We start from the raw sequence: 25,632 nt of genomic DNA on the forward strand, positions 1-25,632 counted from the left end.
GGTGGGTTCTCGGGCTACGCGGCCCGGTCCGTCTCCAGTGCCTGCATCGCGCGCTCGGTCACCTCGTCGACCATTCCGAGCGCGGAGATGGTGACCAGCAGGCCCTGGGCCCGGTAGTGGTCGATGATCGGCTCGGTCTGCGTGTGGTAGACCTCGAGCCGCTTGCGGACGGTCTCCTCGGAGTCGTCGCCCCGCTGGTACAGATCGCCGCCGCACACATCGCAGACCCCCTCGACCCGGGGCGCGCTGTAGGTGACGTGGAAGACGTGGGCGCTGTCGTTCCGGCAGACGCGGCGGCCCGCGATCCTCTTGACGACCTCGTCCTCGGGGACCTCCAGGTCAAGGACCGCGTCCAGCTTCACCCCGTCCAGCGCCAGCGCCGCGTCCAGCGCCTCGGCCTGCGAGACGTTGCGCGGGAAGCCGTCCAGCAGAAAGCCGTTCCTGGCGTCCCGCTGGGCCATCCGCTCCCGCGCCATCCCGATGGTGACCTCGTCCGGCACCAGGTTGCCGGCGTCGATGTACGCCTTGGCCTGCTTTCCCAGCTCCGTTCCCTGGCTGATGTTCGCCCGGAACAGGTCGCCCGTGGAGATGTGCGGGATCGACAGGTTCCCGGCGAGGAACGCGGCCTGCGTTCCCTTGCCGGCACCGGGCGGTCCGACGAGGACGATTCGCATCAGCGGAGGAACCCTTCGTAGTTGCGCTGCTGGAGCTGGCTCTCGATCTGCTTCACGGTCTCCAGACCGACACCCACGATGATGAGGATGCTGGTGCCGCCGAACGGGAAGTTCTGGTTCGCACCCCCGAAGCCCGCCAACGCCATCGTCGGCACGAGAGCGATCAGACCCAGATACAGCGAGCCGGGCCAGGTGATCCGGTTGAGCACATAACTCAGATACTCGGCGGTAGGTCGACCGGCCCGGATGCCCGGGATGAAGCCACCATACTTCTTCATGTTGTCGGCCACGTCCTCGGGGTTGAAGGAAATGGCCACGTAGAAGAAGGCGAAGAACACGATCAGCACGAAGTACGTCGCGATGTAGTACGGGTGGTCACCGCTGACGAAGTGGGCTTCGATCCACCGCTTCCACGCCGCGTCCGAGTTCGAGAACTGGGCGATGAGCGCCGGGATGTAGAGCAGCGACGAGGCGAAGATGACGGGAATCACACCCGCCTGGTTCACCTTGAGCGGGATGTAGGTGGACGTACCGCCGTACGACCTGCGGCCGATCATCCGCTTGGCGTACTGGACCGGGATGCGCCGCTGGGCCTGCTCGACGAAGACGACGAGCGCCACCATGACGAAGCCGATCAGGATGACCGTGCCGAACTCGATCCAGCCCTTGGCGAGGCTGCCGCTCTCCTTGATGGCCCACAGCGCGCCCGGGAAGCCGGCGGCGATGGAGATGAACATCAGGATGGACATGCCGTTGCCGATACCGCGGTCGGTGATCAGCTCGCCGAGCCACATGACGAGGGCGGTGCCGGCCGTCATGGTGATCACCATGGTGACGGTGACGAAGATCGACTGGTCGGGCACGATCTCGCCGGCCACCTGGCAGCCGGAGAACAGCGCGCCGCTGCGGGCCGTGGCCACCAGGCCGGTGCCCTGCAGCACGGCCAGGGCGACCGTGAGGTAGCGCGTGTACTGCGTGATCTTCGCGGTGCCCGACTGGCCCTCCTTCTTGAGGGCCTCCAGACGGGGGATGACCACCGTCAGCAATTGGAGGATGATGCTCGCCGTGATGTACGGCATGATGCCGAGCGCGAAGATCGTGATCTGCAGAAGCGCCCCGCCGCTGAACATGTTGACGAGGCCGAAGAGGCTGCTGTTGTTCTTCGCTGCCTGGTCCACACAGATCTGGACGTTCTCATAGCTGACGCCCGGCACGGGGATGTGCGCACCGAGCCGGTACAGCACGATGATGCCGAGCGTGAAGAGCAGCTTCTTGCGCAGGTCGGGCGTCTTGAACGCCCGGGCGAACGCGGTGAGCACGGTGCCTCCTGCGACCCCCGCGCAAAGCGTCAGAGGTGACGGTCTTGAGGTTCGACGAATTCGTAGGGGACGGGTACCGCTCCGGGAGGCCGGCCGGCCTCACGTCGCGGTGCGGGGGTCGCCCCCCGGGAGATGACAGCAACAACGCACGCCACCTTACCGGCGAGTGTGCCCCCCTTGGAACGACCAACCCTGGGAACGACCAACCGGGGATGCCCGTCTGAGAGCATCCCCGGTTGGTGTTCAGGCCATCGGCTCGTCTCAGACGAGCTCGGTGACGGTGCCGCCGACAGCGGTGATCTTCTCCTTGGCGGAGCCGGAGACGGCGTCGACCGTCACCTGCAGCGCCACGGAGACCTCGCCCTGGCCCAGCACCTTGACGAGCTGGTTCTTGCGAACCGCGCCCTTGGCGACCAGGTCGGCGACCGTGACCTCGCCACCCTCGGGGTAGAGGGCGGCGAGCTTGTCCAGGTTGACGACCTGGTACTCGGTCTTGAACGGGTTCTTGAAGCCCTTCAGCTTCGGGAGGCGCATGTGCAGCGGCATCTGGCCGCCCTCGAAGCGCTCCGGAACCTGGTAGCGGGCCTTCGTGCCCTTGGTACCACGACCGGCCGTCTTACCCTTCGACGCCTCACCACGACCCACACGGGTCTTGGCGGTCTTGGCGCCGGGGGCGGGACGGAGGTTGTGGATCTTCAGCGGGTTCTGCTCCGCCATGATCAGTCGACCTCCTCGACCGTCACGAGGTGGCGGACGGTGTGCACCATTCCGCGGAACTCGGGGCGGTCCTCCTTGACGACCACGTCGTTGACCTTCTTCAGGCCGAGCGAACGCAGCGTGTCACGGTGGTTCTGCTTGCTGCCGATGTACGACTTCGTCTGCGTGATCTTGAGGCGGGCCATTACGCACCCGCTCCCGCACGCGCACGAAGCAGGGCCGCGGGGGCGACGTCCTCGAGCGGCAGACCGCGGCGGGCCGCGATCTCCTCGGGACGCTGCAGGCCCTTCAGGGCCGCCACGGTCGCGTGCACGATGTTGATCGCGTTGTCGGAGCCCAGGGACTTCGACAGGATGTCGTGCACGCCGGCGCACTCCAGCACGGCGCGCACCGGGCCACCGGCGATCACACCGGTACCGGGGGAAGCCGGCTTGAGCAGCACGACGCCCGCGGCCTTCTCGCCCTGGATGGGGTGGGGGATGGTGCCCTGGATGCGGGGGACCTTGAAGAAGTGCTTCTTGGCCTCCTCCACACCCTTGGCGATGGCGGCCGGCACCTCCTTGGCCTTGCCGTAACCGACACCCACGGTGCCGTCACCGTCGCCCACCACGACCAGCGCGGTGAAGCTGAAGCGACGACCGCCCTTCACAACCTTGGCGACGCGGTTGATCGCGACGACGCGCTCAACGTACGCGGTCTTCTCGGCGGCAGCAGCGCCGCCGTCACGGCCCTTCCGGTCCCGCCGCTCGCCGCCACCGGCACCGCTGCCGCGGCGCTGGGGTCCAGCCATTGGATTTACCTCTCTCTTCTCCGCTAGCTACGAACGGCTCAGAACTTCAGGCCGGCTTCGCGGGCGGCGTCGGCCAGGGCGGCGATGCGCCCGGCGTACTGGTTGCCGCCGCGGTCGAACACGACGGCCTCGATGCCGGCGGCCTTGGCACGCTCGGCCACGAGCTGGCCGACCTGCTTCGCCTTCGCCGACTTGTCGCCCTCGCCACCGCGGATGGAGGCGTCCAGGGTGGACGCCGACGCCACGGTGTGGCCCTTGAGGTCGTCGATGACCTGGGCGGTGATACCGCGGTTGGACCGGGTGACGACCAGGCGCGGACGCTCCGCCGTACCCGAGATCTTCTTGCGGATGCGGATGTGGCGACGCTTCAGAGCGGCGCCCTTGTAGGCCTTGCCCTTGGCAATCTTCACGCCGTATGCCATGGCTTACTTACCAGCCTTTCCGACCTTGCGGCGGATGACCTCGCCCGCGTACTTCACGCCCTTGGCCTTGTACGGGTCGGGCTTGCGCAGCTTGCGGATGTTCGCGGCGACCTCGCCGACCTTCTGCTTGTCGATGCCCTCGACCGAGAACTTGGTCGGCGACTCGACCTTGAAGGAGATCCCCTCGGGGGCCTCCACCAGGATCGGGTGGCTGTAGCCGAGCTGGAACTCCAGGTGGGAGCCCTTCGCGGCCACGCGGTAACCGACACCGCTGATCTCGAGCGCCTTGGTGTATCCCTGGGTCACACCGGTGATCATGTTGGCCACCAGCGTGCGGGACAGGCCGTGCAGGGCCTTGTTCTGACGCTCGTCGTTGGGGCGGGACACCTGCAGGGTGCCGTCCTCGCCCTTCCCGATCTCGATCGGCGCGGCAACGGTGTGGGTCAGGGTGCCCTTGGAACCCTTCACCGTGACCGTGCGGCCCTCGATGGTGACGTCCACGCCGGCGGGAACCGGGATGGGGAGCTTGCCGATACGCGACATTGTTCTTCTCCTCCGTTCCCGACTACCAGACGTAGGCGAGGACTTCCCCGCCCACACCCTTCTTGCTGGCCTGCTTGTCGGTGAGGAGCCCGTGCGACGTGGAGATGATGGCCACGCCCAGGCCGCCGAGCACCTTCGGCAGGTTGGTGGACTTCGCGTAGACCCGGAGACCGGGCTTGGAGATCCGCTTGATGCCCGCGATGGAGCGCTCACGGTTCGGGCCGAACTTCAGCTCGAGGACGAGGTTCTTGCCGACCTCGGCGTCCTCGACCTTCCAGCCCGTGATGAAGCCCTCCTGCTGGAGGATCTCCGCGATGTGAGACTTGATCTTGCTGTGCGGCATCGTCACGGAGTCGTGGTACGCCGAGTTCGCGTTACGCAGACGGGTCAGCATGTCCGCGATCGGATCAGTCATGGTCATGAATTGGCCTTCGGCCTCTCTCGCCGGGGTTTCCTGTATGCGCCATCCCTCTCCCCGCACAGGGGCGGGACGGGTGCGGCACGGGGACCTACGGCGTAGTAAGTCGTTCAGGGCGGCGGGCGCCCAACCCCGCAAGCCTACGGCATGTGAGTCGGGGACCCGCCGGCCCGTTGCTTACCGAGAGCCTCCGGTAATCCCGTCCAGCCGCCGCCCGGCCGCCGCCCCTCGGGGCGGCCCTTCGGGCCGACGGACTGGACTGGGGACTACCAGGAGCTCTTGGTCACGCCCGGCAGCTCGCCACGGTGCGCCATCTCGCGAAGGCACACGCGGCACAGGCCGAACTTGCGGTACACGGAGTGCGGGCGGCCGCAGCGCTGGCAGCGGGTGTACGCACGCACACCGAACTTGGGCTTGCGAGCAGCCTTGGCAATCAGAGCCTTCTTCGCCATCTCGCTCACGCCTCCTTGAACGGGAAGCCGAGGTGACGGAGAAGGGCACGGCCTTCAGCGTCGTTGGTCGCCGTGGTGACCACGGTGATGTCCATACCCCGGACGCGGTCGATCTTGTCCTGGTCGATCTCGTGGAACATGACCTGCTCCGTGAGACCGAAGGTGTAGTTGCCCCGGCCGTCGAACTGCTTGGGGGACAGGCCGCGGAAGTCGCGGATGCGCGGCAGCGCGAGCGACAGGGTGCGGTCGAGGAACTCCCACATGCGGTCGCCGCGGAGCGTCACATGGGCGCCGATGGGCTGGCCCTCGCGCAGCTTGAACTGCGCGATGGACTTGCGGGCCTTGGTGACGGCCGGCTTCTGACCGGTGATCGTGGTGAGGTCGCGGATGGCGCCCTCGATCAGCTTGGAGTCGCGGGCGGCGTCGCCCACACCCATGTTGACCACGATCTTGACGAGACCGGGGACCTGCATGACGTTCTCGTACGTGAACTCGTCACGCAGCTTGCCGACGATTTCCTCGCGGTAGCGCGTCTTGAGACGCGGCGCAGTCGTGGTAGCCATCAGATGTCCTCACCGGTCCGCTTGGCAACGCGGATCTTGTTGCCCTCGTCGTCAAACCGGTAGCCGACGCGGGTGACGACCTTCTTGCCGTCCTTCTCCACGACGAGCTGCACGTTGCTGACGTGGATGGGGGCCTCGGTGGTCACGATGCCGCCGGCCTGGGAGGCACGGCCCGGCTGGTTGGCCTTGGTGTGCTTCTTGACCCGGTTGACACCCTCGACCAGGACGCGCTCGTCGCGCGGGAAAGCGGCGATGACCTTGCCCTGCTTGCCCTTGTCCTTGCCGGTGATGACCTGGACCAGGTCGCCCTTCTTGATCTTCATGCTTACAGCACCTCCGGCGCGAGCGAGATGATCTTCATGAACTTCTTCTCGCGCAGCTCACGGCCCACGGGGCCGAAGATACGGGTGCCGCGAGGGTCGCCGTCGTTCTTCAGAATGACGGCGGCGTTCTCGTCGAAGCGGATGTACGAGCCGTCCTGGCGGCGGCGCTCCTTGACGGTGCGAACGATGACCGCCTTGACGACGTCACCCTTCTTCACGTTGCCACCGGGGATCGCGTCCTTGACGGTGGCGACGATGACGTCACCGATGCCCGCGTAGCGGCGACCCGAGCCACCGAGAACACGGATGCAAAGGATCTCCTTGGCACCAGTGTTGTCGGCGACGCGAAGCCGCGACTCCTGCTGGATCACGTCTATCTCCTGATCGTCTGCCGGTTCCCGGCGGGGCCGGTCCGTGCGGACCGGCCCCGCCGAGCCTGGCGGAACTTAGTGCTGGGGAAGCACCCTCCCGGGAGTTCCCCCAGCGGGGGGCATGCGGGGACTCCCCCAGGGGAGGCCCCCGCAAAATTACTTGGCCTTCTCGAGGATCTCGACGACGCGCCAGTGCTTGGTGGCGGACAGCTTCCGGGTCTCCATCAGGAGGACGCGGTCACCGACGCCGGCGGCGTTCTGCTCGTCGTGGGCCTTGAGCTTGTTCGTACGGCGGATGACCTTGCCGTACAGCGCGTGCTTGACGCGGTCCTCGACGGCGACGGTGACGGTCTTGTCCATCTTGTCGCTGACGACGAGACCCTCACGGGTCTTGCGGGCGTTGCGCTCGGTCTTGTTCTCGGTCACGTTGCTCTCGCTCATCAGGCGCTCTCCACCGTCTCGATGCCCAGCTCGCGCTCACGCATCAGGGTGTAGATCCGGGCGATGTCCTTGCGGACGGCCTTCAGCCGGCCGTGGTTCTCGAGCTGACCGGTCGCCGCCTGGAAGCGGAGGTTGAACAGCTCTTCCTTGGCCTCGCGGAGCTTGCCGACAAGCTCCTCGTTGCCCAGCTCGCGCAGCTCGGACGCCTTGGTTCCGGCCGACATCACGCCTCACCTGCCTCGCGCCGAACGATGCGGCACTTCATCGGAAGCTTGTGAGCAGCGCGGGTGAGCGCCTCACGAGCAATCTTCTCGTTCGGGTAGGACAGCTCGAACATCACCCGACCGGGCTTGACGTTCGCGACCCACCACTCCGGGGAGCCCTTGCCGGAACCCATGCGGGTCTCGGCGGGCTTCTTCGTCAGCGGACGGTCTGGGTAGATGTTGATCCAGACCTTGCCGCCACGCTTGATGTGACGGGTCATCGCGATACGAGCGGCCTCGATCTGACGGTTCGTCACATAGGCCGGTGTGAGCGCCTGGATGCCGTACTCGCCGAACGCCACCTGCGTACCACCCTTGGACATACCGCTGCGCTTCGGGTGGTGCTGCTTGCGGTGCTTGACCCTACGGGGGATCAGCATGTCGGTCAGGCCTCCGTTCCGGTGCTCTCGGCAGCCGGAGCGGCAGCGGCGGCGTCGGCCTTGGGAGCCTCGGCCGACTGCTGCTGGCCGCCCTGGGCCGCCTGCTGCGGCTTGCGGCCGCGACCGCCACGCTCGCCACCGCGGCCACCGCGGGCCGGGCGGTCGGAGCCGCCACGGGCCGGGCGGTTGCCGGCACGGACGGCGGCGTTCTCGGCGCGGACCTCGGCGATGTTCTTCACATCGCCCTTGTAGATCCAGACCTTCACACCGATACGGCCGAAGGTGGTCTTGGCCTCGAAGAAGCCGTACTCGACGTTCGCGCGGAGCGTGTGCAGCGGCACACGGCCCTCGCGGTAGAACTCCGAGCGGGACATCTCGGCGCCGCCGAGACGGCCACCGCACTGGATCTTGATGCCCTTGGCGCCCGCCTTCATCGCCGACTGCATGCTCTTGCGCATGGCACGGCGGAAGGAGACGCGGGAGGACAGCTGCTCGGCCACGGCCTGCGCCACCAGCTGGGCGTCGACCTCGGGGTTCTTGACCTCGAGGATGTTCAGCTGGACCTGCTTGCCGGTGAGCTTCTCGAGATCGCCGCGGATGCGGTCGGCCTCGGCGCCGCGGCGGCCGATGACGATGCCGGGACGCGCGGTGTGGATGTCCACCCGCACGCGGTCACGGGTGCGCTCGATCTCGACCTTGGAGATGCCGGCGCGCTCCATGCCGGACGTCATCATCCGGCGGATGGCGACGTCTTCCTTGACGTAGTCCTTGTACAGCTTGTCGGCGTACCAACGCGACTTGAAGTCGGTCGTGACACCGAGCCGGAACCCGTGCGGGTTTACCTTCTGGCCCATTACCGGGTTCCTTCCTTGCTGCTGACGACCACGGTGATGTGGCTGGTCCGCTTGCGGATCCGGTAGGCGCGGCCCTGGGCGCGCGGACGGAACCGCTTCAGGGTCGGGCCCTCGTCGACGTACGCCTCGCTGATGAACAGCGAGGAGGCGTCCGGGTGGTCGTAGTTGTGCGCGGCGTTGGCGATGGCGCTGTCCAGCACCTTGCCGACCGGCACGCTCGCGGCCTGCGGGGCGAAACGCAGGACCGCCTGAGCCTCCGTGGCGTCCATGCCACGGATGAGGTCCACCACGCGGCGGGCCTTCATGGGCGTGACGCGGATGTACCGCGCCTGGGCCCTGGCTTCCATGGTTGTCCCTTCGGTGTAAGTCATGGTCAGTCACACCCCGCGTCAGCGGCGCTTCGACTTCCGGTCGTCCTTGACGTGGCCGCGGAAGGTGCGCGTCGGCGCGAACTCGCCGAGCTTGTGGCCGACCATCGACTCGGTGACGAACACCGGGACGTGGGTCTTGCCGTTGTGCACCGCGATCGTGTGGCCCAGCATGGCCGGGACGATCATCGAGCGACGGGACCAGGTCTTGATGACGTTCTTGGTGCCTGCCTCGTTCTGCACGTCCACCTTCTTGATCAGGTGGTCGTCGACGAAGGGCCCCTTCTTGAGACTGCGCGGCATCTGAACCCGCTCCTAGCGCTTCTTGTTCGTCTTGCGGCGGCGGACGATGTACTTGTTGCTCGCCTTCTTGGGAGAACGCGTACGACCCTCCTTCTGACCCCAGGGGGAGACCGGGTGGCGGCCACCGGAGGTCTTGCCCTCACCACCACCGTGCGGGTGGTCGACCGGGTTCATGGCGACACCGCGGACGGTCGGGCGGACGCCCTTCCAGCGCATACGGCCGGCCTTGCCCCAGTTGATGTTCGACTGCTCGGCGTTGCCGACCTCGCCGACGGTGGCGCGGCAGCGGACGTCGACCAGGCGGATCTCACCGGACGGCATGCGCAGGTGGGCCATGGAGCCCTCCTTCGCCAGCAGCTGCACGGAGGCACCCGCGGAGCGGGCGAACTTCGCGCCGCCGCCGGGCCGCAGCTCGATGGCGTGCAGGGTCGTACCGACCGGGATGTTGCGCAGCGCCAGGTTGTTGCCGGGCTTGATGTCGGCACCGGGGCCGTTCTCGATGCGGTCGCCCTGCGACAGGCCGCGCGGGGCGAGGATGTAGCGCTTCTCGCCGTCCGCGTAGTGCAGCAGCGCGATGCGCGCGGTGCGGTTGGGGTCGTACTCGATGTGCGCGACCTTGGCCGGCACGCCGTCCTTGTCGTGACGACGGAAGTCGATCACGCGGTAGGCGCGCTTGTGGCCACCGCCCTGGTGGCGAACGGTCACACGACCGGCGTTGTTACGGCCGCCCTTGCTGTGCAGGGGGCGGACCAGCGACTTCTCCGGCGTGGACCGCGTGATCTCGACGAAGTCGGCGACGCTGGAGCCACGACGGCCCGGAGTCGTCGGCTTGTACTTGCGGATACCCATTTCTCAGTCCTCGTCCGATATCGGACCGAGGTCTCCGCTAGGAGACCTGGCCGAAGATGTCGATACGGTCGCCCTCGGCGAGGGTCACGATGGCGCGCTTGGTGTTGGCGCGCTTGCCGAAACCGGTGCGGGTGCGCTTGCGCTTGCCCTGGCGGTTGATCGTGTTCACCCCGGTGACCTTGACCGAGAAGACCGCCTCGACGGCCTGCTTGATCTGGGTCTTGTTGGCGTTGGGCGCGACGATGAACGTGTACTTGTTCTCGTCCAGCAGCGCGTAGCTCTTCTCCGAGACGACCGGCTTGACGAGGATGTCGCGCGGGTCGGTGAAGGTCTTGCTGGTGATCTCGGCCATCAGGCCTCGCTCCCCTCATCGTCGTTGGCCTTGGGGCCGGACACGAAGGACTCGAAGGCGGCCTGGGTGAAGACCACGTCGTCGGAGACGAGCACGTCGTACGTGTTCAGCTGACCCGGCTCCAGGATGTGCACCCGGGGCAGGTTGCGGGCGGACAGCCAGGCGGCCTCGTCGGAGCGCTCGGCGACCAGGAGCAGGTTCCTGCGCTCCGAGATCCTGCCGAACAGCGTCTTGGCGGCCTTGGTGGAGACCTCGCCCTCCACCACGCCGGAGACGACGTGGATGCGCGCGTTGCGGGCCCGGTCGGTGAGGGCACCGCGCAGGGCGGCGGCCTTCATCTTCTTCGGGGTGCGCTGCGAGTAGTCACGCGGCACGGGGCCGTGGACGACGCCACCGCCGGCGAACTGCGGCGCGCGGGTCGAGCCCTGACGGGCGCGGCCGGTGCCCTTCTGGCGGTACGGCTTCCTGCCACCGCCACGGACCTCGCCGCGGGTCTTGGTCTTGTGCGTGCCCTGACGGGCAGCGGCCAGCTGCGCGACGACGACCTGGTGGATCAGCGGAACGCTGACCTTGGCGTCGAAGATCTCCGCGGGGAGCTCGACGCTACCGGCCTTGTCGCCAGCGGGCGAAAGGATGTCAATGGTGCTCATCGGTTACCTCAGGCCCCCTTGGCCGCGGTACGGACCAGGACGAGGCCGCCGTTCGGACCGGGAACCGCGCCCTTGATGAGCAGCAGACCCTTCTCCGCGTCAACGGCGTGGACGGTCAGGTTCTGGGTGGTGACCCGCTCGTTGCCCATGCGGCCCGCCATACGGAGGCCCTTGAACACACGACCCGGGGTGGCGCAGCCACCGATGGATCCGGGGGAGCGGTGCTTGCGCTGGGTGCCGTGTCCGGCGCCCAGGCCACGGAAGTTGTGGCGCTTCATGACACCGGCGAAGCCCTTGCCCTTGCTCTTGCCGGTGACGTCGACCTTCACGCCCGCCTCGAAGACCTCGGCGGTGATCTCCTGGCCGAGGGTGTACTCGCCGGAGTCGGCGGTACGGATCTCGACGAGGTGACGGCGGGGGGTGACGTCGGCCTTGGCGAAGTGGCCCTTGAGGGGCTTGTTCACCTTGCGCGGGTCGATCTCGCCGAAGGCGATCTGGACCGACTCGTAGCCGTCGCTGTCGTTCGTACGGATCTGGGTGACGACGTTGGGGCCGGCCTTGACGACGGTGACCGGGACGACACGGTTGTTCTCGTCCCAGACCTGAGTCATGCCGAGCTTCTCGCCCAGGATGCCCTTGATCTGCTTAGCCATCTCGCGCGTCACCTCAGAGCTTGATCTCGATGTCGACGCCGGCCGGCAGGTCGAGACGCATGAGCGAGTCGACCGTCTTCGGCGTGGGGTCGAGGATGTCGATGAGGCGCTTGTGCGTGCGCATCTCGAAGTGCTCGCGCGAGTCCTTGTACTTGTGCGGCGACTTGATGACGCAGTACACGTTCTTCTCAGTGGGCAGCGGCACCGGGCCCGCGACCGACGCACCAGTGCGGGTCACCGTCTCGACGATCTTCTTCGCCGAGGAGTCGATGACCTCGTGGTCGTAGGCCTTGAGCCGGATGCGGATCTTCTGTCCCGCCATGGCTACTTCGTAGTCCTGTCTCTCGTAACGCTCCGGAACCCGGCGGCTTCCCGTCTCCTCCGACCCACGCGGTCGGGCGTGTCGCATCCCCTCTACGCAGATCTCCCGAAGGATTTCCCAACCAAGGGGGTGCGGTCCCTGGGACCACGGAGCCGGGGGTGACACACCCGCCGGGTGCCTGGCAGGCGCCCCGCTCACGCTTCCCGGAAGATTCCCGTACGTCCACCCCTGATCAGGGGTGACGAGTACTGTGGGACTCGCTTCCGGTCCTCCCGGCGGGAGGCGCGCAGCATCGGCACGCAACCGAGCAACCCGGACAGTCTGCCATACGGGCCGCTGGGGGCGCCAATCGAGCCGAAGAGACTACCCCGGCCATCACGAAGGTCAAACCGCGGCGCGCGCAGCAGCCTCCCGGCGCCCGCCCCGCTCCCCCGTCGGGCGTGCGCCGTCCCGCCCCGCGGCGGCCGAAGCGCGGAGCACCGCCCCCGCTTCCGGGCACGAACCGGCACCCGGCGTCCCCGCCCCCGCCCAGACCGGCCTCGCGCGCCGAAGCCACGCGGAGGGGGCCGCATGTCGCCATCACTTCGTGCGATAGCAGGCCGACTCGACGGTGACCTCCAAGAGCTCCGGGGCGCCACCCGCCTCGCTCGCCTTGTGGAGCCGCACGTCGAGCGAGAACGTGCGCCCCTCGGATTCCGCGATGATCTGCGGACTCTTCCCCACGCTGCCGTCCACACCGTCCTTGCGGATCTCCCAACCGCTCTTGGGCAGCTCGCTCCGGAGGCGATCCATGGCCTTCTGCATGTCCGCAAAGGGGACTTGGTAGACACTCCACGGGTGGCGTGCCCGGTAGACGTGCTGGCCGGAGTCATAGTCGGCGCACCGCGCCGTCATCGCGCCCGATTCGGTGACTTTCCCTCCCAGTGCCAGCATTTCGAGGATTCGACTCGATGCCTGCTCGACATCCGCCTCGACGGCCTCGCGGTCACGGATCTCCACCGGGACCTCACCCCCACCTGAACACGCCGCAACAAGAACACAAGCCGCCAAAACGGATACCACCCCCGTGGCTCGCCTACTCAAGTTCCACCTGACCATATCTCCCGGCAATCACAGCCGCCTGATTCCTCATACTCAGAGAGTCCGTGTCCCAAAATCCCGAATGTCCACCGGAATCACTTGTCATTCTTCGTCCACCGAACGACTCGTCGGTCGGGATGATGCCATTGTCGCCGAGGCCCATGAGGCGACCGCCCTGCCGAACCACCTGGTCGTCCCAGGGACCACCCATCGCCCAGACGTGGTCGGCGCCGACGCCCAGGTCTGCCGCGTGATCCGCCTGAACACCAGGGCTGCCGACCAAGACGAAATCGTCGACCGCCTCCGAGTGATCCCAGCTACCGGACTGCGCCGAGACTCCGACCACAGTGCTGCCGTAGCTGTGGCCGATGACGGTCGTGTGCGCGCGAGCGCCCTGATCGCCCTCCTGCGCCACCCGGCTCCCCTGGAGAAAGTCGTACAGCCGGGGGCCGCCCTCCTCTGCGTACCGGCCTCGCGTCGCCTGGGGCACGATGCTGTCCGGAGCGTTGTAGTCGAGCCAGGTGATGGTGGAGACCTTCTGACCTGGGGCGAGACGGCTGCTCTCGGCCCAGAGCCTGTCCCCTCGGCCGAGGTCCCCGTGGTCGTCCCCGTCACCAATGGATTCGAGCCCGGCGAAAGTCCCGGGGACGTAGACGCCGACGTGATCGGCAGCGTCGGGGTTCCCCGTCGCCAAGATGACCTTGCCGTCCCCGAGGCCGGTGGGGTCGAACCCCAGGAGATAGGCCTCTGCAAGTCCGGCTCGGCCTGTCCGGTCGAAACGAGCCTGGATGGCGTCCATGCCCTTCAGCGCACCTTCCAGTCTCGCCTTCCTGTCCCCGTGCTCCTCCCGCCATTCCTGCCAGTCAGGCGTGATCAGAACCGCCGGGTAGGCGGGGTTGACAGCGTATTTGGCCGGCTCCTTCGGGATGGCATCGAGCTCCAGCCGATATGCCGCCCTCGTCTCCGCCAGGACCATGCGGTTCGCCTCGTCACGGATGTCCGAGGGAAGGCCGTTGGTCGCCCCGATGGCGCCGGGATCGACGGCGAGAAGGTCGGCGCGCTGCTCCTGGGTGAGGCCCTTCCACCACTCCGCGTTCTCCTCCGGGGTGCCGTTGTCCGGCCGGGCCGCGATGGTGTCCAGATACGTGTCGGCGGCCCGGCGCACGCCGCCCGTGTCGGACTTCGCGTCGGCCCAGTCCCGGGCCGAGACCACGGGGTCGTCGTCCGCGGTGAGCGCGCGCAGCCTGGGCGCCCACTTGGCGTCCGCGTCGCCGCCTTCCTCCAGCGCCTCCGCGATCCGGTTCGCATAGCCCACCGCGGCGCCGTAGTGCGGGTTCGGGTGGATGCTCGCCGCTTGCCGCTCCAGGGCATCGGATACCGGGCTGCCACCGGTGCTGCCGGTCACCGTTCCGCCCTCGGTGAGCTCGGTGTCACCGAGCTTGCGGCCCGTCGGATAGCTGACCGAACCGTCCGCGTTCACTTTGCAGCCGCCCGCCCGTGCATCCTCGAGGGCGGCGTCCAGTCTCCGCTTGGCCAGCGCCATGTCGAAGGCGAATCCGTTCAGCGCCGTACTCACGATTCCGCATTCGGCCTGCACGCAGTGGAAGTTCTTCGACAGCTCTCTGAGCTGCTGCAGGGCGGCGCCGGCGGCCTCGCCCCGCAGCCGGTTGCGCATCCCGGCGCAGATCTGGTTGTCGACCGTGTCCTTGGCCGCACGCGCCATGTCACCGGTCGCTCGGTAGCTGTCGGCGGCTTCCTCGTACTGAGCGGGCTTGAAGGCGCTCAATGTCGCGAGATCCATGAGCGCGGATCACTTGCCCTTCGTCTGGCCGCCGACGGGGGCCGTGTCCCGATAGTGCGCCGTGAGCCCGTCCAGCTCTTCCTTGACCGCCGCATCGCTCTTGGACAGGTCGTGCCCGGCTCTTTCCAGCAGTCCCCCCAGTGCCTCGCAGCGGCGTCGCACTTCGCCGACGTACGTCTTCCAGGACTCGTACAGCTCCTTCTGCGCAGCCGCGCTCCGGCACCCGGCAGGGTCGCCCAGCCCCGCCTGGCCCTCCTCCAGTGTCGTCAGTGCCTTGCCGATTCCCGACTTCAGACCGGTGACACCCTCACCGGCCGTCGCCCATGCCTTCTTGTCCGACCTCAGCTCCGCCGAAGCCGCGCCCGCAGGCGTCCCACCCGGCTCATCGCTCGGGAGCTGCTTCAGGTCCGTCCGGGCGGAGCCGCGTGCGGCCGCTTCGGTCTTGATCTGCTCCCACTCGTCCCACGCCATCCCCGTACGCCTCCCTGTGCGTCAACGGCCTCGCGCCCCCGCTCCTCGGAGCCTCGACGGCCGCGCAGTCATGATCGCCAAACACTCCGCGCGGGTTCAAGCAGGTCTCCACGGGTACGGGCGGGCGCCGGACCCCGATCCCGCCCTCCGCCGCCGCGGTACCGGGCCGTTCGGCGATGTGCACGGCCCGGCGGGAAACCCCCGGGCCGAGGCCGGGCTGTCCGGTGAAGGGGGGAGCGGTCATGCGGCATGGTGCCCATCCAAGTCACCGCGTCCCGCCCGTGGCAGCGCTCAGGTACTCAGCTTCCGCCTGAGTACCTCGCAGGGGAGTCGTCCGGTCGGCCGACCGGGGCCCGTCGGCTCCCGAAGCCGGCCGGCCCGGGCACGCCAAGGGGCCCCGCACCTTGCGGTGCGGGGCCCCTCGTGTGCGGCTCGCTGCGGAGCTGCCGGGTCAGACGGTCAAGGACTTACTTGACGATCTTGGTGACCTGGCCGGCGCCGACGGTCCGGCCACCCTCGCGGATGGCGAACTTCAGGCCCTCCTCCATGGCGACCGGCTGGATCAGCTGGACGGACATGGTGGTGTTGTCGCCCGGCATGACCATCTCGGTGCCCTCGGGGAGGGTCACGACGCCGGTCACGTCCGTGGTACGGAAGTAGAACTGCGGGCGGTAGTTGTTGAAGAAGGGGGTGTGACGGCCACCCTCGTCCTTCGACAGGATGTAGGCCTGGGCCTCGAACTCGGTGTGCGGGGTGACCGAGCCCGGCTTGATGATGACCTGGCCGCGCTCGACGTCCTCGCGCTTGATGCCGCGGAGGAGCAGACCGACGTTCTCACCGGCCTGGCCCTCGTCGAGCAGCTTGCGGAACATCTCGATGCCGGTGACCGTGGTGGTGGTCTTCTCCTGCTTGATGCCCACGATGTCGACGGTCTCGTTGACCTTCAGGACGCCGCGCTCGATACGACCGGTGACGACGGTGCCGCGACCGGTGATCGTGAAGACGTCCTCGATCGGCATCAGGAACGGCTTGTCGACGTCGCGCTCGGGCTGCGGGATCGACTCGTCGACGGCGGCCATCAGGTTCAGGACCGACTGGCCCCACTCCTTGTCGCCCTCGAGGGCCTTGAGCGCCGAGACCTTGACGACCGGAAGGTCGTCGCCCGGGAACTCGTACTCGGAGAGGAGCTCGCGCACCTCGAGCTCGACGAGCTCCAGGATCTCCTCGTCGTCCACCATGTCGGCCTTGTTCAGGGCGACGACGATGTACGGGACGCCGACCTGGCGGGCCAGGAGCACGTGCTCCTTGGTCTGCGGCATCGGGCCGTCGGTGGCGGCGACCACGAGGATGGCGCCGTCCATCTGGGCGGCACCGGTGATCATGTTCTTGATGTAGTCCGCGTGACCGGGGCAGTCGACGTGGGCGTAGTGACGCGACTCGGTCTGGTACTCGACGTGCGCGATGGAGATGGTGATACCGCGCTGGCGCTCCTCAGGAGCCTTGTCGATCTGGTCGAACGCCGAGGCCTCGTTCAGGTCCGGGTACGCGTCGTGCAGCACCTTGGTAATGGCGGCCGTGAGGGTCGTCTTACCGTGGTCGATGTGACCGATGGTGCCGATGTTGACGTGCGGCTTAGTCCGCTCGAACTTCGCCTTCGCCACTGGGGTCCTCCTGTGGAGTGGTTCTGTACGCCTTACTCATCGGCGCCAGGGTGATCTTTGCTGGTGGTGCCGACCGCCGGGACGGGCCTCACGGGTTCGCGGGAGCGCCCCGACGGTACGGCGTCAAGCCTAAAGCGTGTACTCGGCCGAGTTACTCGCCCTTGGCCTTCGCGATGATCTCCTCGGCGACGTTCCGCGGAACCTCGGCGTAGGAGTCGAACTGCATCGAGTAGCTTGCGCGACCCGAGGTCTTGCTGCGGAGGTCGCCGACGTAGCCGAACATCTCCGACAGCGGCACCAGGCCCTTGACGACGCGGGCGCCGGCACGCTCCTCCATGGCCTGGATCTGGCCACGGCGGGAGTTGATGTCACCGATGACGTCGCCCATGTAGTCCTCGGGCGTGGTGACCTCGACGGCCATCATCGGCTCGAGGAGAACCGGGGACGCCTTGCGCGCGGCCTCCTTGAAGGCCTGCGAACCGGCGATCTTGAACGCGAGCTCGGAGGAGTCGACCTCGTGGTAGGCGCCGTCGAGAAGCGTGACGCGGACGCCCGTCATCTCGTAGCCGGCGAGGATGCCGAACGACATCGCCTCCTGGCAGCCGGCGTCCACGGAAGGGATGTACTCCTTCGGGATGCGGCCACCGGTGACCTTGTTCACGAACTCGTAGGCCGCGTCGCCGCCCTCGATCGGCTCGACCGCGATCTGCACCTTCGCGAACTGACCGGTACCACCGGTCTGCTTCTTGTGGGTGTAGTCGACGCGCTCGACCGACTTGCGGATGGTCTCGCGGTACGCGACCTGCGGCTTGCCGACGTTGGCCTCGACCTTGAACTCGCGCTTCATCCGGTCGACGAGCACCTCGAGGTGAAGCTCGCCCATACCGCCGATGACGGTCTGGCCGGTCTCCTCGTTGGTGTGCACCTGGAAGGAGGGGTCCTCCTCCGCGAGACGCTGGATGGCGACACCCAGCTTCTCCTGGTCGCCCTTGGACTTGGGCTCGATCGCGACCTCGATGACCGGCGCCGGGAAGTCCATGGACTCCAGGATCACCGGGTTCTTGTCGTCCGCGAGCGTCTCACCGGTGGTGGTCTGCTTCAGGCCCATGACGGCGACGATGTCGCCGGCGCCCACCGAGGCGATCTCCTCACGCTTGTTGGCGTGCATGCGGTAGATCTTGCCGATGCGCTCCTTCTTGCCCTTGACGGAGTTCAGCACCGCGGTGCCGGACTCCAGGCGGCCGGAGTAGATGCGCACGAAGGTGAGCTTGCCGAGGTGCGGGTCGCTCATGATCTTGAACGCCAGCGCCGACAGCGGCTCGTCGTCGGACGGCTTGCGGGTGACGACCCGCTCGGCGTCCTTCACGTCGTGGCCCTCGATGGCCTCGACGTCCAGCGGCGACGGCAGGTAGCGGACGACCGCGTCGAGCAGGGGCTGCACGCCCTTGTTCTTGAAGGCGGTGCCGCAGAACACCGGGGTGACCGTGGTGCCCTTGCCCTTGCCGGAGGCGATGGTGATGCGACGGATCGCGGCGTACAGCTGCTCCTCGGAGGGCTCCTGGCCCTCGAGGTACAGCTCCATGATCTCCTCGTCGTTCTCGGCCACGGCCTCCAGCAGCTTGCCGCGGTACTCCTCGGCGGCCTCGGCGTGCGTGTCCGGGATGTCGACGACGTCGTACATCTCGCCCTTGGCGGCCTCGGCGGACCACACCAGGGCCTTCATGCGGACCAGGTCGATGACGCCCTTGAAGTCCGCCTCGGCACCGATCGGGAGCTGCATCACGATCGGCTGCGCGCCCAGGCGGTCGCTGATCATGTCGACACAGCGGTGGAACTCGGCACCGGTGCGGTCGAGCTTGTTGACGAAGCAGATGCGCGGAACGCCGTAGCGGTCGGCCTGGCGCCACACCGTCTCGGACTGCGGCTCGACGCCGGCGACGCCGTCGAACACCGTCACGGCACCGTCGAGCACCCGCAGGGAGCGCTCCACCTCGACGGTGAAGTCGACGTGGCCCGGGGTGTCGATGATGTTGATGGTGTGGTCGACGTCCTCGAGCGGCCAGTGGCAGGTCGTCGCGGCGGACGTGATCGTGATGCCGCGCTCCTGCTCCTGCTCCATCCAGTCCATCGTGGCGGCGCCGTCGTGGACCTCGCCGATCTTGTACGAAACACCGGTGTAGAACAGGATGCGCTCGGTGGTGGTCGTCTTGCCCGCGTCGATGTGGGCCATGATCCCGATGTTGCGGACCTTGGCCAGGTCAAGCGAAGTGGTAGCCATAAGGCTTCAGTCTTCTCTCGGTTCTCGATGGGGTCTGCGACTACCAGCGGTAGTGCGCGAAGGCCTTGTTGGACTCGGCCATCTTGTGCGTGTCCTCGCGCTTCTTGACCGAAGCGCCGAGGCCGTTCGAGGCGTCGAGCAGTTCGTTCATGAGGCGCTCGGTCATGGTCTTCTCGCGGCGGGCGCGCGAGTAGCCCACGACCCAGCGGAGCGCGAGGGTGGAGGCGCGACCGGGCTTGACCTCGATCGGCACCTGGTAGGTGGCGCCACCGACACGGCGGGACTTGACCTCGAGAGACGGCTTGACGTTCTCGAGGGCGCGCTTCAGCGTGATGACCGGGTCGGCACCGGTCTTCTCGCGGAGGCCTTCCATGGCGCCGTAGACGATGCGCTCGGCGGTGGAGCGCTTGCCGTTCAGCAGGATCTTGTTGATCAGCGAGGTCACCAGAGGAGAGCCGTAGACCGGGTCGATGATGACCGGGCGCTTCGGGGCGGGGCCCTTACGAGGCATTCTTACTTCTCCTTCTTGGCGCCGTAGCGGCTGCGGGCCTGCTTGCGGTTCTTGACACCCTGGGTGTCGAGCGAACCGCGGATGATCTTGTAGCGAACACCCGGCAGGTCCTTCACACGGCCACCACGCACGAGCACGATGGAGTGCTCCTGCAGGTTGTGTCCCTCACCCGGAATGTAGGCCGTGACCTCGATACCCGAGGTCAGACGCACACGCGCGACCTTGCGGAGGGCCGAGTTCGGCTTCTTCGGGGTGGTCGTGAACACACGCGTGCAGACGCCGCGGCGCTGAGGGGAACCCTCGAGTGCGGGCGTCTTGTTCTTCTCGACCTTGTCCTGCCGGCCCTTCCGGACCAGCTGCTGGATCGTAGGCACTACTTCTCCGGTTTCTGTGTGCCGTGTAGTAAAGCTAACCTGGAACGTCGCCGACCCACGCGGTCGGGTGTGTCGAATACCGCGGACCCCCGCCGAAGACGGAAAAGGCGCAGATTACGGTGGCCGATACAGGCTCCCCGCACGGTCGTAGGCACGCACGAGGGCCAGGGCACACCCCAGGCACAAGGTCTGAGCGTACCTAGCCTATGGACTCCGGTCAAAACACATGAGACGGGGAGCGACACGCCGGAACAACGGCCGCCCCGGCCGGATACCCCGCCGCATGTCCCGGCGGCCTCCCGGGCGCCTCCCGGGCGCCTCGTGCCGACCGGGCACGGGGCGGCCCGCCAGGGCGGTACGCGCACGTGGAGTGCGGCCGACGCGACACCGCCTCGCCGGTGCCGCCCCGCTCCATCGGGCCCGCGGGCACATGGTGGAGGCGGGGCGGAGCCGCGGCGCCGGGACCGGAGTCGCCGGACATCCCAGGAGACGCTCGGCGGGAGACGGAAGCAGAAAGAGGCTCTGCAGCACGGCGGGGCTGCCCTTGAGCAGGGCAGCGAGACCGCGAAGGTGGGGCCACGCGACGCAGCGGCGTGCCATGGGCGCGACCCCCCCCCTGTCCGCAGCGTGACGATCGCCCATGCGAGCGCGAGCAGCCCCGGCAGGGTGCCCGTCCCCACCACCCACGACATGGTGCGGCTCCACTCTGACGCGAGGGACCCGGCACACGAGATGCGTCCGGGCCCGAAGACGCCGTCATCGTCGATGGCTCCGGTGGTACCGACATGCCGGAGCCAGCCGACCTTCGTCCCGTTCCACTGCCGTCACCCGGTGCGCTCAAGACCCGCCGGACGGTGCCCGACGGCCCGGCTCGGTCGGGCCGGACTACTCGTCCGCGAAGATCGCGTCAGCCGAGGGAGCGGTGACGGCCCGCCGGAGCCAGCGACGCAGCGTGTCGGGGTCGCCGCAGCCGACCACGCGCTCACGAACCGCCTCGGGCACGGCGATACCGCGCTCCGCCAGGACGTCCAGGACGTCCTCGGCCGCGCGCCGCGCCTCACCCTCGGCACGGCCCTCGTCACGGAGTTCCTCGGAGAGGGGCGACTTGTAGAAAGAGAGGTCCACGGCCACCAGTTTCCTCCATGTATCTGCGGCTGGGTACGTGCCCAGACCCTGCGCGATGAGTTCGACGATCGGGTTGGCGAGGACTGCGGGCGTGTCCCGCAGCACGTTGGTCATTGCCTTGAGTATGGCCCCGATGTCCGGATTCGCGGCCTGGGTGATCGCGGACAGTGTGGCGAGCGCGAGATCCTTGCGCACGTCGGCGGGGTCGGTGAGCACCGGCATGTTGTGCGGCCCCGCGACGAGCGGCCGCAGGGTGAGCAGCGGCCACTGGGGAGGGCCGAAGCGGACCGGCCTAGCCGCCCATTCGGCGGTAGCGCGATCCTGGCAGACCACCAGCAGCATCGGCTGGAGCCGGTACTTCGCGAGCAGGTACGAGGCGTAGTAGGCCCAGCTCGCGGGCTTGTCCGGGTCCCTCCTGCCCTGGGCCTCGACGGCGAGGAGAATCGGCTCGTCCTCTTCCGTCTCCAGCCTCAGCAGGGTGTCGACGCGTCGTTCGAGCGGGCGCGTCTCGGTGAGGTCTGTAGGCAGGACGGTGACCGAGGTGGGTGGGGCGAAGTCGACGCCGAGCACCTCGGACACCCCGGAGAAGAGGCCCGGGTGGTCCTGGAAGATGCGGTGCATCGCCTCGTGGGACGAGCTGACCATGAGCGTTCCTGTGATGGGCAGTGGGCGAACGGGAAGGCGCCGGGCACCTTCGACACATGCGGAAGGCATGTGCCGCCCGACGAAGGTAGCTGCGCAAAAGAGCCTGGATCAGGGCCAGTTGACGATGTTCACCCCAACAGGTGACCGAGCGCGGAGCCCCATGAGACGGCGCCCGGCGGTGCTCGGGTGTCATGCGCTCATGCCGGAAGGCGTGGCTTGCGGGCCGGCGCCCGACTCCGGTCGGCGAGACGCCGAACTGCTCCCTCACCCGGTCTCGGCACGTGAAGGCACTGGTCGGCTACGTTGAACTGGCGTGCCGCGCACCCGCGCTCGGCCCGCGCATCGATCAGGAGAGCCGCTTCGACGGGATTTCCGGGATTCGGCCTCGCTCCGCGCACCCCGGGCAGACATCCGGATCCGGGCCCCGGTAGGCGCGGTCGCAACCGTCGCAGTTGCGGAGGGGATGCCGGACGGGCGGAGGCGCCTCGGGGGCCCGGAACGGCGGCAGGGGAGGAATCCGGTCCGCGAGGCGGTGGGCCAGCAGGGCGGCCGGGCGGCGCAAGGGCTCGGGCGGCAGGTGGCTGGTCAGCGCGTGGCGTACGGCGTCGGGCGGAAGGTCCCGTTCCAGCCAGGCGGCGACCCCGGGCGCGAGGTGTTCCGCATCGGCGGCGGAGAGCAGGAGCCGGGGATCGTCGTGGCGGAGGCAGGCGAGGACCTCGGCGGCGGTCCTGAGCAGGCTCACGGCGGGGTACGCGGGCTGCGGTACGGCCGGGAGGGCCGCTCGGCGCGGGGATCGCCGGCGCGGGGCGGTGGCCGGCACCGCACGGGCCGGCGGCTTGGGCACGCTCTGCGCATCGTGGACCCGGCGCTCGTCGGTCACCCTGCGCGCATCCGGCGGCGCGGCGGGCACGGCGGGCGCGCCGGGCATAACGGCCGCTTCCTGCGCGTCCGCTGCCCGGTGCGCGTCGGTGGCGCCGTGCGCATCGGTGACGTGGTACGTGTCCGCCGCGCGGTGTGCGACGGCCGAGCCGTGCGCATCGGTGGCCCCGTGCTCGTCGGTGGCCCCGTGCTCGTCGGCGACGCGGTGCACAACGGCCGAGCCGTGCTCGTCGGTCGCGTCTCGGGCCGCGGTGGCCTCCCCATCGGGGGTGGCCTCGGGAGCAGCGGTGCACTCCCCACCGGCGGTGCCCTCATTGGCCACGGTCGCGGCGCCGGAACGGCCCGGCTGGTTGCAGGAGATCGTGCGGGTGACCATGCGTCCGCTCGGGGTGCGCTCGCGAGGGCGCCGCAGATAGCCGTGGACTTCCAGTTCCCGCAGGGCGGCGGCGATACGGGCCTGGCCCTCGGGGAAGCGCCCGGCGAGGGTCCTGATGTCGACAAGGCTGCCGGCCTTGAGCGACTGGATGTGCACACCCAGCCCGATCGCGAGCCCCGAAAGCTCCCGGTGCTGGGCGAGATGGTTGCCGATCACCGTGAAGTGGCTGGTGTGCCGGGTGTTGTCGTGGATGACGCCGGCGGGACGTGCCGCGGAGCCGCCGGGGCGGCGGGGGTGGATTTTCCCGCTGATACGGGACTGGGCGTGCGGGCGCACGCTAGGGTTCTGGGTGTCCATCGGGAAGGTCTCTTCTTCCTTGGTGGTCAGGCCCTCGCACTGGGATTGCCGTCCCGGCGAGGGCCGTTGCTTTTCGGTTGTGGTGGGGTGCCGCGTGTGGTGCCGCGCTGAGCGTAGAGCAGCGGACCGGCTCCGAATCCAGCTCAGTGGGGGAGGTTCACCCGTGAGAGTGAGCGGCTGCCGCGGGAGGGAGGGGTGGGGCTTGGTCGGGTTCTTTCTCTCCTCTCGGTTCCTGGTGGGGAGCGACCGGCGCACCGAAGTTCGGCTTTCCGGGATTCGGTGACAGGTCGAGTTCGGCCCACACGGTCTTGCGGGGGACGGGACCCGGTTCGGCACCCCAGCGGTCGGCGAGAGCCTCGACGAGCACCAGCCCGCGTCCGGACTCGGCGTCGGGAGCGGGCGGCCGGCGGTGGGGCAGGTCGTCACCGCGCGTGTCCGTCACCTCGATGCGGAGGGTGCCGGCGTCGGCGAGGAGCACGAGGCGGAACCCCCGCCCGGTGACGCGCCCGTGGATGGCGGCGTTCGAGGCGAGTTCTGCGACGAGGTGCGCGGCGACCTCGAGGGAGGAGTGCGGCAGGTCCCAGGTGCGGAGCCACTCGGTCGCGAGAAGCCGGGCGAGCCGGGCACCGCGTGGCGTGGGGGAAAGCAGCACACCGAAGTGACGTGTCCAGGGGTGAAGTTGGGTGGAATTTTTCCGGTTCACCTCACTGAGCGTGGCGGCATGCGCTTACCGTGAACAGTGACGCAGCCGATACGTACGGTGACCGTCCGGAGCTTGTCCGCTGCTGTCCGGGCTGTCGGAACGGGCGTTGCGGGTGCGGTACGGGCCGTACGGCACGGCGGTACGACGGTACGACGGAGGAGTGCGGTATGTCGGTGGACAACGAGGTGCGGCGGCCGACGACTGAGACGGACGAGCCGGGGTGGGAGGTGGAGCCGAACGACGACTGGGGCGTGGCCGTGGTCGCCACGGTGGGGCGGCAGTTGAGGCTGCGGCGGGAGGCGGCGGGCCTGCGGGCCGGTGAGTTCGGCGAGGCGGTGGGGTACGGGGAGGACCTGGTCTACAAGATCGAGGGCGGGAAGCGGATTCCCCGCCCCGAGTATCTGGACAGGGCGGACGAGGTGCTGGGGGCGGGTGGGCTGCTTGCGGCCATGAAGGAGGACGTGGGCAAGGTCAGATATCCGAAGAAGGTTCGGGATCTGGCGCAGATGGAGGGGCGGGCGGTCGAACTCCAGTTGTACGACCCGCTGAACGTCCATGGGCTGCTGCAGACGCCGGAGTACGCGCGTGGGCTGCTGCTGATGCGCCGCCCGGCCTACACCGGGGACGAGGTGGATCGGTTCATCGCCGCGCGGGTGGCCCGCAAGTCGGTGTTCGAGCGCGACCCGGCGCCTGAACTCAGCTTCGTTCTGGAGGAGTGGACGCTTCGGCGTCCCCTCGGCGGTAGGGCACTGGTGCGCAACCAGCTTGAACACCTTCTGGAAGTGGCCCAGTTGAGGAACGTTGAACTTCAGGTGATGCCGATGGACCGCGAGCAGCATGCCGGGCTGGCAGGCGGCATCGAGGTGCTGAAGTTCGAGGACGGCTCGGTGGTCGGGCGCTCTCCGGCCATGGCCAACGGTCGACCGGTGACCGAGGCCCGGCAGCTCCGTATCCTGGAACTCCGCTATGGCATCATCCGGGCCCAGGCCCTCACGCCCCGTGAGTCGACTGCCTTCATCGAGCAACTGCTGGGGGATACATGATGATCCGCAACACCTCGGCCGGGGACGCCCCCGACCTGATGTGGTTCAAGAGCAGCTACAGCAGCAGCAGCGAGGGTGACTCCTGCCTCGAGGTCGCCGCCGTGCCCGGCACGGTCCATGTGCGCGACTCCAAGTGCCTCGACGGCCCCCGACTCGCTCTGACGCGGTCGGCCTGGGCGGACTTCGTGACGTACGCCTCGGGAGGCTGACCTCCGGACCGCACGGGCCCTGCGCCTGCTTGTCGGCGGGCACGGGGCCCATGGCCACCGCTCCCGGGCAGCTGGGTGGCCGGCTGCCCGGC

At 68.3% G+C, this 25,632-nt stretch carries 35 protein-coding genes; 2 read left to right on the plus strand and 33 right to left on the minus strand.

Going from position 1 to position 25,632, the window contains the following annotated elements; genetic code table 11:
* Nucleotides 1-14: 14 nt before the first annotated feature.
* From SCWH03_RS11325 to SCWH03_RS11490, 33 genes are all read right to left on the minus strand, one after another.
* Nucleotides 15-674 (minus strand): adenylate kinase, encoded by a 660-nt coding sequence (locus SCWH03_RS11325; RefSeq protein WP_173264036.1) that lies wholly within the window; start codon nt 672-674, stop codon nt 15-17.
* Nucleotides 674-1,993 (minus strand): preprotein translocase subunit SecY, encoded by a 1,320-nt coding sequence (secY, locus tag SCWH03_RS11330; protein WP_173264037.1) that lies wholly within the window; start codon nt 1,991-1,993, stop codon nt 674-676. Before secY ends, SCWH03_RS11325 begins: the two co-directional genes overlap by 1 nt.
* A 261-nt stretch (nt 1,994-2,254) precedes the next feature.
* Nucleotides 2,255-2,710, minus strand: a complete 456-nt coding sequence (gene rplO / locus SCWH03_RS11335) for a 50S ribosomal protein L15 (protein ID WP_173264038.1) — start codon at nt 2,708-2,710, stop codon at nt 2,255-2,257.
* A gap of 2 nt (nt 2,711-2,712) precedes the next feature.
* A complete protein-coding gene (gene rpmD / locus SCWH03_RS11340) occupies nt 2,713-2,895 on the minus strand; it encodes a 50S ribosomal protein L30 (RefSeq protein WP_017949649.1) in 183 nt (60 codons plus the stop codon).
* Complete coding sequence (gene rpsE, locus SCWH03_RS11345) at nt 2,895-3,500, minus strand: 30S ribosomal protein S5 (protein WP_005313527.1); 606 nt, start codon at nt 3,498-3,500, stop codon at nt 2,895-2,897. Before rpsE ends, rpmD begins: the two co-directional genes overlap by 1 nt.
* 38 nt (nt 3,501-3,538) lie before the next feature.
* Nucleotides 3,539-3,922, minus strand: coding sequence for a 50S ribosomal protein L18 (rplR, locus tag SCWH03_RS11350; RefSeq protein WP_109295554.1), 384 nt, complete (start codon nt 3,920-3,922; stop codon nt 3,539-3,541).
* Between the two features lie 3 nt (nt 3,923-3,925).
* Nucleotides 3,926-4,465 carry a 50S ribosomal protein L6 gene (gene rplF / locus SCWH03_RS11355; RefSeq protein WP_173264039.1) on the minus strand — a complete coding sequence of 180 codons (540 nt, stop codon included), beginning with the start codon at nt 4,463-4,465 and terminating at the stop codon, nt 3,926-3,928.
* A gap of 22 nt (nt 4,466-4,487) precedes the next feature.
* Nucleotides 4,488-4,886 carry a 30S ribosomal protein S8 gene (gene rpsH, locus SCWH03_RS11360; protein WP_017949652.1) on the minus strand — a complete coding sequence of 133 codons (399 nt, stop codon included), beginning with the start codon at nt 4,884-4,886 and terminating at the stop codon, nt 4,488-4,490.
* Between the two features lie 263 nt (nt 4,887-5,149).
* Entirely contained in the window at nt 5,150-5,335 is a 186-nt protein-coding gene (locus SCWH03_RS11365) for a type Z 30S ribosomal protein S14 (RefSeq protein WP_003956452.1), read from the minus strand.
* A gap of 5 nt (nt 5,336-5,340) precedes the next feature.
* Nucleotides 5,341-5,898: a 50S ribosomal protein L5 gene (rplE, locus tag SCWH03_RS11370; RefSeq protein ID WP_017949654.1), complete on the minus strand. Its 558-nt coding sequence runs from the start codon at nt 5,896-5,898 to the stop codon at nt 5,341-5,343.
* Nucleotides 5,898-6,221, minus strand: coding sequence for a 50S ribosomal protein L24 (gene rplX / locus SCWH03_RS11375; protein ID WP_017949655.1), 324 nt, complete (start codon nt 6,219-6,221; stop codon nt 5,898-5,900). The genes rplE and rplX overlap by 1 nt, the downstream gene beginning before the upstream one ends.
* A 2-nt stretch (nt 6,222-6,223) precedes the next feature.
* A complete protein-coding gene (gene rplN / locus SCWH03_RS11380) occupies nt 6,224-6,592 on the minus strand; it encodes a 50S ribosomal protein L14 (RefSeq protein WP_003956455.1) in 369 nt (122 codons plus the stop codon).
* 156 nt (nt 6,593-6,748) lie between these two features.
* The gene (rpsQ, locus tag SCWH03_RS11385; protein WP_109295551.1) at nt 6,749-7,033 is read right to left on the minus strand and encodes a 30S ribosomal protein S17; all 285 of its coding nucleotides are present in this window, start codon (nt 7,031-7,033) and stop codon (nt 6,749-6,751) included.
* Nucleotides 7,033-7,257: a 50S ribosomal protein L29 gene (gene rpmC / locus SCWH03_RS11390; RefSeq protein ID WP_071273166.1), complete on the minus strand. Its 225-nt coding sequence runs from the start codon at nt 7,255-7,257 to the stop codon at nt 7,033-7,035. The genes rpsQ and rpmC overlap by 1 nt, the downstream gene beginning before the upstream one ends.
* Nucleotides 7,257-7,676, minus strand: a complete 420-nt coding sequence (rplP, locus tag SCWH03_RS11395; RefSeq protein WP_017949658.1) for a 50S ribosomal protein L16 — start codon at nt 7,674-7,676, stop codon at nt 7,257-7,259. Before rplP ends, rpmC begins: the two co-directional genes overlap by 1 nt.
* 5 nt (nt 7,677-7,681) lie before the next feature.
* Complete coding sequence (gene rpsC, locus SCWH03_RS11400) at nt 7,682-8,530, minus strand: 30S ribosomal protein S3 (RefSeq protein WP_173264040.1); 849 nt, start codon at nt 8,528-8,530, stop codon at nt 7,682-7,684.
* The gene (gene rplV / locus SCWH03_RS11405) at nt 8,530-8,877 is read right to left on the minus strand and encodes a 50S ribosomal protein L22 (protein WP_053759515.1); all 348 of its coding nucleotides are present in this window, start codon (nt 8,875-8,877) and stop codon (nt 8,530-8,532) included. The genes rpsC and rplV overlap by 1 nt, the downstream gene beginning before the upstream one ends.
* Nucleotides 8,878-8,919: 42 nt before the next feature.
* On the minus strand, nt 8,920-9,201 hold the full coding sequence (rpsS, locus tag SCWH03_RS11410) for a 30S ribosomal protein S19 (RefSeq protein ID WP_109295548.1): 282 nt from the start codon (nt 9,199-9,201) through the stop codon (nt 8,920-8,922).
* 12 nt (nt 9,202-9,213) lie between these two features.
* Nucleotides 9,214-10,050, minus strand: coding sequence for a 50S ribosomal protein L2 (gene rplB / locus SCWH03_RS11415; RefSeq protein ID WP_017949662.1), 837 nt, complete (start codon nt 10,048-10,050; stop codon nt 9,214-9,216).
* A 37-nt stretch (nt 10,051-10,087) separates the two neighbouring features.
* The gene (gene rplW, locus SCWH03_RS11420; protein ID WP_173264041.1) at nt 10,088-10,402 is read right to left on the minus strand and encodes a 50S ribosomal protein L23; all 315 of its coding nucleotides are present in this window, start codon (nt 10,400-10,402) and stop codon (nt 10,088-10,090) included.
* Nucleotides 10,402-11,052 carry a 50S ribosomal protein L4 gene (rplD, locus tag SCWH03_RS11425; protein ID WP_173264042.1) on the minus strand — a complete coding sequence of 217 codons (651 nt, stop codon included), beginning with the start codon at nt 11,050-11,052 and terminating at the stop codon, nt 10,402-10,404. Before rplD ends, rplW begins: the two co-directional genes overlap by 1 nt.
* 8 nt (nt 11,053-11,060) lie before the next feature.
* Nucleotides 11,061-11,705, minus strand: a complete 645-nt coding sequence (rplC, locus tag SCWH03_RS11430) for a 50S ribosomal protein L3 (protein WP_173264043.1) — start codon at nt 11,703-11,705, stop codon at nt 11,061-11,063.
* A gap of 13 nt (nt 11,706-11,718) precedes the next feature.
* Nucleotides 11,719-12,027, minus strand: coding sequence for a 30S ribosomal protein S10 (gene rpsJ, locus SCWH03_RS11435; RefSeq protein WP_003948644.1), 309 nt, complete (start codon nt 12,025-12,027; stop codon nt 11,719-11,721).
* Between the two features lie 579 nt (nt 12,028-12,606).
* Nucleotides 12,607-13,026: a hypothetical protein gene (locus SCWH03_RS11440; RefSeq protein ID WP_173264044.1), complete on the minus strand. Its 420-nt coding sequence runs from the start codon at nt 13,024-13,026 to the stop codon at nt 12,607-12,609.
* Nucleotides 13,027-13,102: 76 nt separating this feature from the next.
* Nucleotides 13,103-14,908 carry an alpha/beta hydrolase gene (locus tag SCWH03_RS11445; RefSeq protein ID WP_173264045.1) on the minus strand — a complete coding sequence of 602 codons (1,806 nt, stop codon included), beginning with the start codon at nt 14,906-14,908 and terminating at the stop codon, nt 13,103-13,105.
* 9 nt (nt 14,909-14,917) lie between these two features.
* Nucleotides 14,918-15,379 (minus strand): hypothetical protein, encoded by a 462-nt coding sequence (locus SCWH03_RS11450; RefSeq protein ID WP_173264046.1) that lies wholly within the window; start codon nt 15,377-15,379, stop codon nt 14,918-14,920.
* A 467-nt stretch (nt 15,380-15,846) separates the two neighbouring features.
* Nucleotides 15,847-17,040, minus strand: coding sequence for an elongation factor Tu (gene tuf / locus SCWH03_RS11455; RefSeq protein WP_173264047.1), 1,194 nt, complete (start codon nt 17,038-17,040; stop codon nt 15,847-15,849).
* A gap of 151 nt (nt 17,041-17,191) precedes the next feature.
* Nucleotides 17,192-19,318, minus strand: a complete 2,127-nt coding sequence (fusA, locus tag SCWH03_RS11460) for an elongation factor G (RefSeq protein ID WP_173264048.1) — start codon at nt 19,316-19,318, stop codon at nt 17,192-17,194.
* Nucleotides 19,319-19,358: 40 nt separating this feature from the next.
* On the minus strand, nt 19,359-19,829 hold the full coding sequence (rpsG, locus tag SCWH03_RS11465) for a 30S ribosomal protein S7 (protein ID WP_006347241.1): 471 nt from the start codon (nt 19,827-19,829) through the stop codon (nt 19,359-19,361).
* A 2-nt stretch (nt 19,830-19,831) separates the two neighbouring features.
* Nucleotides 19,832-20,203: a 30S ribosomal protein S12 gene (gene rpsL, locus SCWH03_RS11470; protein WP_003948652.1), complete on the minus strand. Its 372-nt coding sequence runs from the start codon at nt 20,201-20,203 to the stop codon at nt 19,832-19,834.
* An 885-nt stretch (nt 20,204-21,088) separates the two neighbouring features.
* Nucleotides 21,089-21,973 (minus strand): hypothetical protein, encoded by an 885-nt coding sequence (locus SCWH03_RS11475; protein ID WP_173264049.1) that lies wholly within the window; start codon nt 21,971-21,973, stop codon nt 21,089-21,091.
* A 346-nt stretch (nt 21,974-22,319) separates the two neighbouring features.
* On the minus strand, nt 22,320-23,585 hold the full coding sequence (locus SCWH03_RS28965; RefSeq protein WP_254076691.1) for a helix-turn-helix domain-containing protein: 1,266 nt from the start codon (nt 23,583-23,585) through the stop codon (nt 22,320-22,322).
* Nucleotides 23,586-23,742: 157 nt separating this feature from the next.
* The gene (locus SCWH03_RS11490; RefSeq protein ID WP_173264050.1) at nt 23,743-24,288 is read right to left on the minus strand and encodes an ATP-binding protein; all 546 of its coding nucleotides are present in this window, start codon (nt 24,286-24,288) and stop codon (nt 23,743-23,745) included.
* Nucleotides 24,289-24,455: 167 nt separating this feature from the next.
* Between SCWH03_RS11490 and SCWH03_RS11495 the strand changes: the two genes are divergently transcribed.
* Both SCWH03_RS11495 and SCWH03_RS11500 read left to right on the plus strand, forming a co-directional pair.
* A complete protein-coding gene (locus SCWH03_RS11495; protein ID WP_116428046.1) occupies nt 24,456-25,331 on the plus strand; it encodes a helix-turn-helix domain-containing protein in 876 nt (291 codons plus the stop codon).
* On the plus strand, nt 25,331-25,540 hold the full coding sequence (locus tag SCWH03_RS11500; protein ID WP_109295536.1) for a DUF397 domain-containing protein: 210 nt from the start codon (nt 25,331-25,333) through the stop codon (nt 25,538-25,540). The genes SCWH03_RS11495 and SCWH03_RS11500 overlap by 1 nt, the downstream gene beginning before the upstream one ends.
* Nucleotides 25,541-25,632 lie beyond the last annotated feature (92 nt).

Source organism: Streptomyces pacificus, assembly GCF_011766325.1.
Taxonomy (GTDB): domain Bacteria; phylum Actinomycetota; class Actinomycetes; order Streptomycetales; family Streptomycetaceae; genus Streptomyces; species Streptomyces pacificus.

Excerpts from the sequence above, each read along its gene's own strand:
- rplD (WP_173264042.1), bottom strand. The coding sequence starts at position 11,052 with ATGAGCACCATTGACATCCTTTCGCCCGCTGGCGACAAGGCCGGTAGC.
- SCWH03_RS11325 (WP_173264036.1), bottom strand. The coding sequence starts at position 674 with ATGCGAATCGTCCTCGTCGGACCGCCCGGTGCCGGCAAGGGAACGCAG.
- rpsE (WP_005313527.1), bottom strand. The coding sequence starts at position 3,500 with ATGGCTGGACCCCAGCGCCGCGGCAGCGGTGCCGGTGGCGGCGAGCGG.
- SCWH03_RS11445 (WP_173264045.1), bottom strand. The coding sequence starts at position 14,908 with ATGGATCTCGCGACATTGAGCGCCTTCAAGCCCGCTCAGTACGAGGAA.
- rpsC (WP_173264040.1), bottom strand. The coding sequence starts at position 8,530 with ATGGGCCAGAAGGTAAACCCGCACGGGTTCCGGCTCGGTGTCACGACC.
- rplV (WP_053759515.1), bottom strand. The coding sequence starts at position 8,877 with ATGGAAGCCAGGGCCCAGGCGCGGTACATCCGCGTCACGCCCATGAAG.
- rplE (WP_017949654.1), bottom strand. The coding sequence starts at position 5,898 with ATGGCTACCACGACTGCGCCGCGTCTCAAGACGCGCTACCGCGAGGAA.
- rplP (WP_017949658.1), bottom strand. The coding sequence starts at position 7,676 with ATGCTGATCCCCCGTAGGGTCAAGCACCGCAAGCAGCACCACCCGAAG.
- rplW (WP_173264041.1), bottom strand. The coding sequence starts at position 10,402 with ATGGCCGAGATCACCAGCAAGACCTTCACCGACCCGCGCGACATCCTC.
- rplO (WP_173264038.1), bottom strand. The coding sequence starts at position 2,710 with ATGGCGGAGCAGAACCCGCTGAAGATCCACAACCTCCGTCCCGCCCCC.
- rpmC (WP_071273166.1), bottom strand. The coding sequence starts at position 7,257 with ATGTCGGCCGGAACCAAGGCGTCCGAGCTGCGCGAGCTGGGCAACGAG.
- rplX (WP_017949655.1), bottom strand. The coding sequence starts at position 6,221 with ATGAAGATCAAGAAGGGCGACCTGGTCCAGGTCATCACCGGCAAGGAC.
- SCWH03_RS11500 (WP_109295536.1), top strand. The coding sequence starts at position 25,331 with ATGATCCGCAACACCTCGGCCGGGGACGCCCCCGACCTGATGTGGTTC.
- SCWH03_RS11365 (WP_003956452.1), bottom strand. The coding sequence starts at position 5,335 with ATGGCGAAGAAGGCTCTGATTGCCAAGGCTGCTCGCAAGCCCAAGTTC.
- rpsQ (WP_109295551.1), bottom strand. The coding sequence starts at position 7,033 with ATGAGCGAGAGCAACGTGACCGAGAACAAGACCGAGCGCAACGCCCGC.
- rpmD (WP_017949649.1), bottom strand. The coding sequence starts at position 2,895 with ATGGCCCGCCTCAAGATCACGCAGACGAAGTCGTACATCGGCAGCAAG.
- rpsG (WP_006347241.1), bottom strand. The coding sequence starts at position 19,829 with ATGCCTCGTAAGGGCCCCGCCCCGAAGCGCCCGGTCATCATCGACCCG.
- SCWH03_RS11495 (WP_116428046.1), top strand. The coding sequence starts at position 24,456 with ATGTCGGTGGACAACGAGGTGCGGCGGCCGACGACTGAGACGGACGAG.
- rpsJ (WP_003948644.1), bottom strand. The coding sequence starts at position 12,027 with ATGGCGGGACAGAAGATCCGCATCCGGCTCAAGGCCTACGACCACGAG.
- rplC (WP_173264043.1), bottom strand. The coding sequence starts at position 11,705 with ATGGCTAAGCAGATCAAGGGCATCCTGGGCGAGAAGCTCGGCATGACT.
- fusA (WP_173264048.1), bottom strand. The coding sequence starts at position 19,318 with ATGGCTACCACTTCGCTTGACCTGGCCAAGGTCCGCAACATCGGGATC.
- SCWH03_RS11475 (WP_173264049.1), bottom strand. The coding sequence starts at position 21,973 with ATGGTCAGCTCGTCCCACGAGGCGATGCACCGCATCTTCCAGGACCAC.
- SCWH03_RS11450 (WP_173264046.1), bottom strand. The coding sequence starts at position 15,379 with ATGGCGTGGGACGAGTGGGAGCAGATCAAGACCGAAGCGGCCGCACGC.
- rplB (WP_017949662.1), bottom strand. The coding sequence starts at position 10,050 with ATGGGTATCCGCAAGTACAAGCCGACGACTCCGGGCCGTCGTGGCTCC.
- rplF (WP_173264039.1), bottom strand. The coding sequence starts at position 4,465 with ATGTCGCGTATCGGCAAGCTCCCCATCCCGGTTCCCGCCGGCGTGGAC.
- rpsS (WP_109295548.1), bottom strand. The coding sequence starts at position 9,201 with ATGCCGCGCAGTCTCAAGAAGGGGCCCTTCGTCGACGACCACCTGATC.
- rpsH (WP_017949652.1), bottom strand. The coding sequence starts at position 4,886 with ATGACCATGACTGATCCGATCGCGGACATGCTGACCCGTCTGCGTAAC.
- rplR (WP_109295554.1), bottom strand. The coding sequence starts at position 3,922 with ATGGCATACGGCGTGAAGATTGCCAAGGGCAAGGCCTACAAGGGCGCC.
- SCWH03_RS28965 (WP_254076691.1), bottom strand. The coding sequence starts at position 23,585 with ATGGACACCCAGAACCCTAGCGTGCGCCCGCACGCCCAGTCCCGTATC.